10 protein-coding genes and 1 pseudogene are annotated in these 9,604 nt (G+C 70.8%); 3 read left to right on the top strand and 8 right to left on the bottom strand.

Translation table 11 applies throughout. The features are described 5' to 3' along the window. Nucleotides 1–51: 51 nt before the first annotated feature. From M3E84_RS11880 to M3E84_RS11860, 5 genes and pseudogenes are all read right to left on the bottom strand, one after another. Complete coding sequence (locus M3E84_RS11880) at nt 52–330, bottom strand: muconolactone Delta-isomerase (protein ID WP_259896439.1); 279 nt, start codon at nt 328–330, stop codon at nt 52–54. Nucleotides 331–389: 59 nt separating this feature from the next. Then, on the bottom strand, nt 390–1,061 hold the full coding sequence (locus M3E84_RS11875) for an energy-coupling factor transporter transmembrane protein EcfT (RefSeq protein WP_259896438.1): 672 nt from the start codon (nt 1,059–1,061) through the stop codon (nt 390–392). Continuing rightward, nucleotides 1,058–1,816, bottom strand: a complete 759-nt coding sequence (locus tag M3E84_RS11870) for an energy-coupling factor ABC transporter ATP-binding protein (protein WP_259896437.1) — start codon at nt 1,814–1,816, stop codon at nt 1,058–1,060. The genes M3E84_RS11875 and M3E84_RS11870 overlap by 4 nt, the downstream gene beginning before the upstream one ends. After that, nucleotides 1,813–2,440, bottom strand: a pseudogene (locus M3E84_RS11865) (biotin transporter BioY). The gene M3E84_RS11870 and the pseudogene M3E84_RS11865 overlap by 4 nt, the downstream one beginning before the upstream one ends. 28 nt (nt 2,441–2,468) lie before the next feature. After that, the gene (locus M3E84_RS11860; protein ID WP_259896435.1) at nt 2,469–4,031 is read right to left on the bottom strand and encodes an AI-2E family transporter; all 1,563 of its coding nucleotides are present in this window, start codon (nt 4,029–4,031) and stop codon (nt 2,469–2,471) included. Between the two features lie 228 nt (nt 4,032–4,259). Here M3E84_RS11860 and M3E84_RS11855 point away from each other — a divergent pair, with 228 nt between their 5' ends. Beyond that, a complete protein-coding gene (locus tag M3E84_RS11855; RefSeq protein WP_024290436.1) occupies nt 4,260–5,858 on the top strand; it encodes an ABC-F family ATP-binding cassette domain-containing protein in 1,599 nt (532 codons plus the stop codon). 58 nt (nt 5,859–5,916) lie between these two features. Here M3E84_RS11855 and M3E84_RS11850 read toward each other — a convergent pair whose 3' ends face one another. Genes M3E84_RS11850 through M3E84_RS11840 form a run of 3 tightly spaced genes read right to left on the bottom strand, consistent with a single transcriptional unit; the run spans nt 5,917 to nt 7,769 of the window. Continuing rightward, nucleotides 5,917–6,891: an SURF1 family protein gene (locus M3E84_RS11850; RefSeq protein ID WP_259896434.1), complete on the bottom strand. Its 975-nt coding sequence runs from the start codon at nt 6,889–6,891 to the stop codon at nt 5,917–5,919. Then, nucleotides 6,888–7,163, bottom strand: coding sequence for a hypothetical protein (locus M3E84_RS11845; protein ID WP_006213159.1), 276 nt, complete (start codon nt 7,161–7,163; stop codon nt 6,888–6,890). The genes M3E84_RS11850 and M3E84_RS11845 overlap by 4 nt, the downstream gene beginning before the upstream one ends. A gap of 57 nt (nt 7,164–7,220) precedes the next feature. Next, entirely contained in the window at nt 7,221–7,769 is a 549-nt protein-coding gene (locus tag M3E84_RS11840; RefSeq protein WP_259896433.1) for a DUF3099 domain-containing protein, read from the bottom strand. A 248-nt stretch (nt 7,770–8,017) separates the two neighbouring features. Here M3E84_RS11840 and fabG point away from each other — a divergent pair, with 248 nt between their 5' ends. Together fabG and M3E84_RS11830 are read left to right on the top strand one after the other, a co-directional pair. Beyond that, nucleotides 8,018–8,752 carry a 3-oxoacyl-ACP reductase FabG gene (gene fabG / locus M3E84_RS11835; RefSeq protein ID WP_259896432.1) on the top strand — a complete coding sequence of 245 codons (735 nt, stop codon included), beginning with the start codon at nt 8,018–8,020 and terminating at the stop codon, nt 8,750–8,752. Nucleotides 8,753–8,840: 88 nt separating this feature from the next. Beyond that, on the top strand, nt 8,841–9,596 hold the full coding sequence (locus M3E84_RS11830) for an SDR family oxidoreductase (RefSeq protein WP_259896431.1): 756 nt from the start codon (nt 8,841–8,843) through the stop codon (nt 9,594–9,596). Nucleotides 9,597–9,604: the final 8 nt, after the last annotated feature.

Below are 9,604 nucleotides of genomic sequence, written 5' to 3'. Positions count from 1 at the left end.
CGGGGCGCACCGGGTCTGCGAAGGCCCGACGGGGCCCGCGTCAGCGCTCGATCAGCGGATCGAGTTCGGGTGCTGGCACAGCGGGGTGGTCTCGATCGTCATGTACGGGTACATGGGGAAGCCTGAGAGGATCTCGTGCAGGCACTGGTTGGACTCGACCTCGAAGGTCGAGACGTTGGCGTACTGCCCGACCACGCGGTAGATCGCCTCGAGCTCGCCGGCCTCCTGCAGCCCGTGGGAGTACTCCTTCTCCTGGGCCTGCTTCTGGGCGACCTCCTCGGCGGACATCGACTCGGGGAACTGGACCTGCATGTGGCAGAGGAACTTCATGATCGACTCTCCTGGTCTCGGGTGCTGGTTCCCTCTCACACTATCGACCATGGGGCCTGTCACGGGCTGGACGAGTCCAGACCCCGCGCAGCCAGGGCCTCGCCGGTGCGCTGTCCGTGGGCCACGGCGGAGATCACCAGGGGAGCGGCGAGTCCGACCGGGCCGAGTCGGGTCCCGCGCGCGGCGGCGGCATCGCGGAGGTCGTCGAGCACGCCGGTGAGGAACGGGATCGAGCGCAGCATGATCTGGATCGCCAGCCCGATCCGCTGCGGATCCGCTCCCACCAGCCGCAGCGGCCACAGCAGTCGCACCAGCCCGTCAAGCAGCTCGGGCAGGGGCGTGGTCTCCAGCAGCACCCTGGTGGCCAGCAGCGCGGTCACCACCGTGAGCAGGACCTCTGCCGCCGTGGCGGGATCGCGGCGAAGCAGCAGGTGATAAGCAGCCAGCAGGCCCAGGATCCAGGCTGCAGGGCGGATGCTGTGCCACCAGGCGCGGGGGCCGATCCGTGCCGCTGCGGCCGCGAGCAGGACAAGCAGCAGGCACCCGGCGGGCACGGCCCACGCGGTCTCCGGGGCGTTGAGGCCGAGACGGCGCAGCAGCCATGGGAAGGGGATCATCAGCAGCAGGGACACGACCACCAGCCCCGAGGCCTTGAGAGCCAGTGGGGCGCGGTGGATCGGGGTGTCGGCCGGGCGGTGGAAGCCGAAGAGCTCACGGCGCGAGCGGGTCATGGACCGGGCTCCCGGTCCCGGGCCGCGGTGGGGAAGCCCTCCCGGCAGCAGCGCCGGTAGCGGGCGATGACGTCCTCGGCGGGGCCGTCATCGAACAGCTGGCCTTGGTGGATGAGCAGCGCGCGCTGGGCCGTGGCGGCCAGCTCCAGGTCGTGCGTGGAGATGATCTGCTGCTGCGGCAGGGCGTCGAGGCGCTCCAGCAGGGCATCGCGATGGCGCAGATCCAGCAGAGTGGTGGGCTCATCGAGGGCCAGCGCAGCGGGCTGCACTGCCAGCACGGCCGTCAGGGCCACGAGCTGGCGCTCACCGCCGGAGAGATCGTGGATCGACTGGTGGCGCTGCCGGGACAGGCCCGCCTCTTCGAGCAGCCGCCCGGCGAGCTCGGCCCGTCGTCCGGAGGGCTCGCCCGCGACCCGCAGGGACAGCTCGACGTCTTCCTGGGCCGTGGGCATCAGCAGCTGGGCGGCAGGGTCCGAGAACAGGAACCCGACGGCGCGACGGGCCGCGCGGACGTCGTGCACCGCGTCCGTCCCGTGGACGCGGGCCGACCCCGAGGTGACCTCGGCCAGGCCGTTGAGCACGCGCAGCAGCGTGGACTTGCCGGAGCCGTTGAGCCCGATCACGGCGATCCGGCGCTCGTGCAGCTCGACGCTCAGCGGCCCCAGCAGGCGAACGGGCTCGCTGCTGCCCGGCGGGCCGGGGACCTCGACGACGATCTCGCGCAGCTCGATCCCACGGTGCTGCCCGCCGCTCACGAGCGGGCGGCCAGCCGGGGGAAGGCGCGGTGCACCGCAGCGGCGATCAGCGCCGCCAGCACGAGCTTGAGCAGATCGCCGGGCCAGTAGAGCAGATCTGCCAGGAAAGCATCGCGCAGGGTGAGTCCGCCGTTGAGCATCATCCCGGGGATGCCGAAGACGCGGGTGACCAGGAACCCGCCGAGCAGCGAAGCGATGATCAGCCCGATCAGCACGCGGCCGCGGGCCGCACCGCGGCGCAGGACGGCATAGGCCAGGAATCCGACGCACACAGCGGCGACCGGGAACCCGATGATGTAGCCGGCCGAGGGCCCGGCGAGGACCGCCGGTCCGCCGCGGAAGCCGGAGAAGATCGGCAGCCCGACGAGGCCCACCACCACATAGAGCGCGACGGCCAGGAAGCCGCGGCGCCCGCCCAGGACCAGTCCGGTGAGGTACACGGCCAGCGTCTGCAGCGTGATGGGCACGGCCAGGGGTCCCACGGGGATCGATCGCGGGCAGGACGGCGCATACGGCCACGAAGGCCGCGAAGACGGCGATCAGGCCGAGGTCTGTGCCCGCGCTGCGTGCGGAGCGGCTGGAGGGGTCTTGCGGACGCGAAGGTGCAGGCGATGATGAAGGCATGGCAGAAGCATAGGGGAGACTCGGGATGTTAATCGACGGAGCGGGGGGACTCCTCCGGGGTCGTTCCGGTTTGCTGATCGGAGGCGGGCTCGTCGGGCTCCCACGGGGCGGGCCGGCCGAGATCGCCGATCAGCTCGGAGCGGGCCTCGGCGCGGGGAGTGCCGCCGTCGGGCTGATGCACGGGCCACGCCGCCAAGGGATCGTGCAGCGGCCGCGTGGGCGTGTGCGCGGCCGGCAGGAGCTGACCGGTGGCGGCATCCGTGGCCGTCGCGCCGCGGGAGGCGTGCCTGGCCGGCTGCTGGCGCATGGCCTGGTAGCGCCAGCGCTCGGCCAGGGTGGCCCGCCGGGCTGCCGAGGTCGCCGGATCCAGCGGATCGGCGCCCAGCACGGGGTCATCGCCGGACTGATAGCGATCGGACCAGATCTGGGTCACCGACCACGCCACGGCGGTCAGCGGAGTCGCCAGCACCGTGCCGATGATCCCGCCCAGGATCCCGCCCACTGTCAGCGCGGTGAGCACGATCAGCGGATGCAGACGCAGGGACTTCCCCACGATCAGCGGCTGCAGGAGGTTGCCGTCGACGTTGTTGACGACGATCGTCAGCGCGGCCACGGCCAGGGCCTCGGGAAGGCCCAGGGCCACCAGCGCCACCAGCGCGGCGAAGATGCCCGAGAAGAACGGACCCACGATGGGGATGAAGGCGGACAGGAAGCACAGCACCGCCAGGGGGAGAGCCAGCGGCACGCCGATGGCCCACAGGCCCAGCCCGATCATCGTGGCATCCACGGTGGCCACGATGACGATCCCGCGCACATAGCCGCCCAGCACCTCGGCGGTGCGATCGCCGGTCTCGGCCATGCGGGCGCGGACCTCGCCGTGGAACCAGCGCAGCGCGAAGTTCCATATCCGGGGCCCGTCCTTCAGGAAGAAGAACAGCATGACGAGGGCGAGGATGGTTCCGGTCAGCACGCTTCCGGCGGTCCCGAAGCCCGAGAAGAGCGTGGCCAGGAAGGCCTCGGAGGAGGTCAGCTCGCCCGCGGAGGACATGAGGTCGCTGAGCATCTGGGAGTCGATCGGCACCGACGGGTCGCTCAGCAGCGCCTCGAGGTCCCCGGTGCCCTGCGCGAACTGATCGGAGAGCGTGTCCCACTCCGCTGAGACGGTGGCTCCCACCGCCATCACGATGCCGGATACGACCACGATCAGCCCCGCGAAGACGAGCCCGGAGCCGGCCCACCGGGGCATGCCGCGGCGCACCAGGGCGTTGACGAGCGGGCCCACTGTGGTGGCCAGGATCAGTGCCACGAGCGCTGCGATGACGGCGAGCTTGACCGTGATCATCAGCCACACGATCGCCGAGGCCAGCGCGGTGAGGATCAGGATCTGGGCGGCGCGCCCCGCCGTGCGGCCCATGGCATCGCGCCAGACGCCGCCGCCGGCATCGCGGCGCCGGGCAGCGCGATCTGAGATCTGCTCGTGGGAGTGCTGGGCCAGCGAGGGCTCCGCGGCGGCCACATGCGAGCCGCCCGTGGGGGTCTGCGGGTCGTCGGCCGGTGGCGTGCGGCTGTGGCGGCTCGGGTCGCTGGTCATCGCGGGTCGCCTTCGGCTCGGGGTTCGGGGCCGACGGTCTCGTGCAGCACGGCACCGTCGCCTCGAGTCTAGGGCCGCGGGGGGGGGGAGGGCTGTTGCCCGGCGGCCGGGCGGCGGGTCCGCCGCACGGTGGCCCAGCTGACAGCGCCGCGACGGCTCCCCGGCTAGACTGCATCGGTTCCGCCGTCCGCCGACGGCGGCCGCCCCCGTCGAAAGGCCGTGCCTGAAGTGATCACCGTGTCGAACCTCGAACTGCGAGCCGGAGCCCGGCTGCTGATGGACGACGTGGACTTCCGGGTGCAGAAGGGCGACAAGGTCGGCCTGGTCGGGCGCAACGGCGCCGGCAAGACGACCATGACCCGCGTGCTGGCCGGCGAGGGCATCCCGGCCGGAGGCACCGTGACCCGCAGCGGCACGATCGGCTACCTGCCGCAGGATCCCAAGGTCGAGGACATGGAGCAGCTGGCCCGCGACCGGATCTTCTCTGCGCGCGGTCTTGCTGAGGTCATCGCTCGCATGCGCACGGCCGAGGAGGAGATGGCCTCCGAGGACGAGACCGTGCGGGACCGGGCCATGAAGCGCTACCCCCGCCTGGAGACCGAGTTCCAGGCCGGCGGCGGCTACGCGGCCGAGTCCGAGGCCGCCACGATCACCGCGAACCTGGACCTTCCGGACCGCGTGCTCAACCAGCCGCTGCGCACGCTCTCGGGCGGTCAGCGCCGACGCGTGGAGCTGGCCCGCATCCTATTCTCGGATGCCGACACGATGCTGCTCGACGAGCCCACCAACCACCTCGACGCCGATTCGGTGGCCTGGCTGCGCGAGTTCCTGCGCAGCTACTCCGGCGGTGTCCTGGTGATCTCCCACGACGTCGAGCTCATGGAGATGGTGGTCAACAAGGTCCTCTACCTCGACGCCAACCGGGCGGTCGTGGATGTCTACAACATGGACTGGAAGCGCTACAAGGCCCAGCGCGAACAGGACGAGCACCGCCGCAAGCGGGAGTACGCCAACGCGGAGAAGAAGGCCACGGCACTGAAGGCCCAGGGCGAGAAGATGCGCGCCAAGGCGACCAAGGCCGTGGCGGCGCAGCAGATGCTCAAGCGCGCCGAGCGGCTGATGGCCTCCGTGGAGGGCGAGCGCGTCCAGGACAAGGTCGCCGCGATCCGCTTCCCGGCACCGGCGCCCTGCGGCAAGACCCCTCTGCGGGCCTCCGGGCTGTCCAAGTCCTACGGCTCGCTCGAGATCTTCAACGACGTCGACCTGGCCATCGACCGCGGCTCGCGCGTGGTGATCCTGGGCCTCAACGGCGCGGGCAAGACCACGCTGCTGCGCATGCTGGCCGGCGTGGCCGAGCCGGACTTCGGGCAGGTCGAGCCCGGCCACGGCCTGAAGCTCGGCTACTTCGCCCAGGAGCACGACACCCTGGATCAGGACCGCACGGTCCTGCAGAACATGAAGACGGCGGCCCCGGAGCTCACCGACACCCAGGCACGCACCGTGCTCGGCTCGTTCCTGTTCCAGGGCGACGACGTCGACAAGCCCGCCGGCGTGCTCTCGGGCGGTGAGAAGACCCGGCTGGCCCTGGCCACTCTGGTGGCCTCCTCGGCCAACGTGCTGCTGCTCGATGAGCCCACCAACAACCTGGATCCTGCCTCCCGCGAGGAGATCCTGGCCGCGCTGCGCCGCTACGAGGGTGCCGTGGTCCTGGTCTCCCACGACGAGGGAGCGGTGGAGGCTCTGAACCCTGAGCGCGTGGTCATGCTGCCGGACGGCATAGAGGACCACTGGTCGCAGGAGTACCAGGACCTCATCTCGCTGGCCTGAGCCTCGCGGTCCCGGCTCCAGGGCACTGCGGGAGCCGGGCAGCCGCTGCGAGCGAGCCTCACCGCACGTCCAGGGCGGCATCCTCCTCGGCGGCGTCCTGCACCCCGAAGCGCTTGCGGCGCTTGGGCCGGGTCAGATCGCGCAGATGCGCCGGCATGTCGTCGACCATCTCGAGCTGGCGCATGAGGTCCTCCTCGGTGCGTCCGTCGCCGATGCCGATGAAGCGGCCCTCGGCGTCGTAGTACTGGGCCAGCTCGGTCTCGATCCGGGCGGCGTAGTCGCGGTCCCAGGCGTCGTTGCGCACCTTCTGGCGCGCCGAGTAGCCGTAGGCCACGAAGGCCAGCAGCGCGAAGGCCGACCACTGCATCGAGTACGACAGCTGCGGCCCGTAGTCCAGGTCCGGCTCGGCGAATCCGGCCGGCCGCGTCTGCGCGGCAGGGTCCTCCGCCATCATCTGCCCGTAGGCCTGGTCCACGAGATCCGCGCCGGAGACCTCCTCCACGTCCGGCAGGTGGATCGAGGCGACCTGGCCCTCGGGAGCGGTGCGCTCGGGCGTGCCCTCCGAGGGCTGCACGCGGGCGGTGACCTCGACCTGGCCGGCGGGAGCCTCCGGGACCTCGGAGGGGCTGCCGTCGCCGGTCTCGGACGTGGGGATCCAGCCGCGGCTGATCAGCACGACGGCACCCTGCTGCGTGCGCAGCGGCACCAGGACCTCGTAGCCGATCTGCCCCTCGGAGGTCCGGTTGCGAGCCAGGACGGTGTCCTCCGTGAGGTACTCCCCGCGCAGCTGCACCGGGTGCCACTGCTGGGAGCCGTCGTAGTCCTCGAAGGCGGACAGGGCCTCCTGGCCGGTGAGGGGATCGGCGTCGTAGTTGTCGATGATCAGCTGGTTGCTGTGATCGATCTGCTCGGCGCGTTCGTACTGCCAGTTGCCCAGGTACAGGCACAGGGCCGCACCCAGGCAGCAGACGATGAACCAGCCGATCCAGCGCCCGGAGAGCAGGAACGAGTAGGTCTGCAGGAACCGCCTCATGCCTGCACCTCTGACAGCGGACGGATCTCGAGCAGGAAGCCGCGAGCGTCCAGGAACTCGCCGAGGTGCTGCCGGTGCTCCTGGCAGGCCACCCAGCGCTTGCGCCGCTGAGGGGCGTGGACGCGCGGATTGTTCCACTCGAGCACCCACACGGCGGCCTGACGGCAGCCGCGGCGCGAGCACTGAGGGGCCGCGCCGTCCTGATCCGCCGAAGCGGCCTCCCGGGGCTCCCGGGGGCCGTCGGACAGCGAGCCGAGCAGATCGAAGGACATGGGGGAGAGGACTCCTGGTGGTCTGGTGAAGTGGTTCGCAGGCGGCGCGGGCGGGTCTCAGCCGGATCGGCCGCCCGTTCCATTGTCCTGCATTCCGGCAGCGGAGCGGCCCCGGCCGGATTCGAGCATGCGCTCGGTGTCCTCACTCCACTCGCCGTCGATCGTCTCCGCATCGGAATCGCTCGCGGGCTCGGCGGTCAGCTGGACGGGGGCCGGCTCCGGATCAGGGGCCATGTACGACGACGAGCGCTCGGTGCGATCCGCCCCCACATTGGCCAGCAGCACGGCCGACCAGGGAAGCACGATGATGCCCAGCCCGCACACGATGCGCAGGATCCAGTGGTCCACGAGCACGAAGGCGATCAGGCACACCACGCGCAGCAGCATCTGGATGCTGTAGACGACCATGCGCCGGCCCATGTCCGCCGAGTGGGCCTCCGGTGTGGAGGTGATCGAGTAGGAGTCCGCGTCCTTCCCCCGACGCTTCCCGCCCGATCCTGAGGACGAGGAGGCTCGGGGCTCGACAGCGCGGGAGCGGGCGCGCGCTCGCTCGGCCGTGGCCTGCATGGCGGCGAGGTCGGAGGGGTTGAGGTATCGGGGCGCCATGTCCTCAGCTCCTTCCGCCGCGTTCAGACGGCGCAGCAGGAACCCGGTGCGCCGCGGCCGTCGGATCATCTGCCCGACGACATCCCACCATTGTGCACCCGCGCGCTGACAAGCCTCGGGCCGGGCGGCTGACTGCTGATCGGCACAAGCCGGAACGGGGAATCTCTGAGATGCTCCACCACGGATCGGTGGACGCCGGCCGGTAATGTGTCGCACGACTTCTTCCGCTTCGAAAGGCTCGACACCACATGACAGCTCAGACGCAGGACGCGCAGACTCCGCGAGTGGTCCTGGTGACCGGCGGCAACCGAGGCATCGGACGCAGCATCGCGGAGGCCTTCCGTGCCCAGGGCGATCAGGTCGTCGTGACCTACCGCTCGGGCGAGGCTCCGGAGGGCGTCGACGCCGTGCGCTGCGACGTCTCCGACACCGCGTCCGTGGACGCGGCCTTCACCGAGATCGAGAAGACCTGGGGCCCCGTGGACGTCGTGGTGGCCAACGCGGGGATCACGCAGGACACCCTGCTCATGCGCATGAGCGAGGAGGACTTCACCTCCGTGGTGAACACCAACCTCACCGGCGCCTTCCGCGTGTCCAAGCGCGCGACCCGCGGCTTCCTCAAGAAGAAGGCCGGGCGCATCGTGTTCATCTCCTCGATCGTGGGCTTCACCGGCGGTCCCGGGCAGGTCAACTACGCGTCCTCCAAGGCCGGGCTCCAGGGCATGGCCCGCTCCATCACCCGCGAGCTCGGCGGCCGCGGCGTGACCGCGAACGTCGTGGCCCCGGGTTACATCCGCACCGACATGACCGCGGAGCTTCCCGAGGACGTCTCGGCCGGCTACGCCGAGCGCATCCCGGCCAACCGCTTCGGCGAGCCCGAGGAGGTCGCCGAGGTCGTGCGCTGGCTGGCCACCTCCTCCGGGGCCGCCTACATCAACGGAGCCGTGATCCCGGTCGACGGCGGCTTCGGCATGGGCGTCTGAGGCCTCCGCCTTCCCGGACGCACCCGACAGCATCCGCGGCCCTCGAGCGGTCGCAGACATCCAGCAGCAGCGAGCACAGGAGAGCACCATGGACTCAGTGGCAGGCAAGACTGTCGTCATCACCGGATCCTCGCGCGGCGTCGGCGCCGACACCGCCAAGATCCTCGCCGGACAGGGCGCGAACGTCGTCGTGAACTACCGGCAGAAGGCTCCGCGCGCCAACAAGGTCGTGCAGCAGATCGAGGAGGCCGGCGGCAAGGCCGTGGCCGTGGGCGCCGATCTCACCGATGATCAGGGCATCAGCCCGCTGCTGCAGGCTGCGCAGGACAGCTTCGGGTCCGTCGACGTCGTGATTCTCAACGCCTCGGGCGGCATGGAGTCGGACCTCGGCGAGGACTACGCCATGCGCCTGAACCGCGACGCTCAGGTCCGCGCCCTGGAGACCGCGGCCGAGGCTCTGCCCGAGGGCGGTCGCGTGGTCTTCGTGACCAGCCACCAGGCGCACTTCATCCGCGAGGTCGAGACCATGCCCGAGTACGAGCAGGTGGCGCTGTCCAAGCGCGCCGGCGAGGATGCGCTCACCGAGCGGATCCCCATGCTCTCCGAGAAGGGCATCGACTTCGTCGTGGTCTCCGCGGACATGATCGAGGGCACCGTCACCGCCACGCTGCTCAATCGCGCCCGCCCCGGGGCCCTTGATCAGCGCCGCGAGTCCGCCGGACGTCTCTACACGGTCCAGGAGTTCGCTCAGGAGATCGCCGCCATGGTCACCGCCGACGTCCCCACCGGGCATGTGGAGCTCGTGGGCGGGGCCGAGGACTTCCTGGCCCAGTCGCAGGGCTGATCCAGCAC

This window comes from Kocuria sp. p3-SID1428 (genome assembly GCF_025149945.1).
In the GTDB taxonomy this organism is placed as follows: Bacteria; Actinomycetota; Actinomycetes; order Actinomycetales; family Micrococcaceae; genus Kocuria.
Note: the sequence above shows the minus strand (reverse complement) of the source record. Positions and strands in the feature narration are given on the sequence as shown.

Coding starts and splice junctions, on each gene's coding strand:
- M3E84_RS11880 (WP_259896439.1), bottom strand. CDS start 330: ATGAAGTTCCTCTGCCACATGCAGGTCCAGTTCCCCGAGTCGATGTCC.
- M3E84_RS11875 (WP_259896438.1), bottom strand. CDS start 1,061: ATGACCCGCTCGCGCCGTGAGCTCTTCGGCTTCCACCGCCCGGCCGAC.
- M3E84_RS11860 (WP_259896435.1), bottom strand. CDS start 4,031: ATGACCAGCGACCCGAGCCGCCACAGCCGCACGCCACCGGCCGACGAC.
- M3E84_RS11850 (WP_259896434.1), bottom strand. CDS start 6,891: ATGAGGCGGTTCCTGCAGACCTACTCGTTCCTGCTCTCCGGGCGCTGG.
- M3E84_RS11845 (WP_006213159.1), bottom strand. CDS start 7,163: ATGTCCTTCGATCTGCTCGGCTCGCTGTCCGACGGCCCCCGGGAGCCC.
- M3E84_RS11840 (WP_259896433.1), bottom strand. CDS start 7,769: ATGGCGCCCCGATACCTCAACCCCTCCGACCTCGCCGCCATGCAGGCC.
- fabG (WP_259896432.1), top strand. CDS start 8,018: ATGACAGCTCAGACGCAGGACGCGCAGACTCCGCGAGTGGTCCTGGTG.
- M3E84_RS11830 (WP_259896431.1), top strand. CDS start 8,841: ATGGACTCAGTGGCAGGCAAGACTGTCGTCATCACCGGATCCTCGCGC.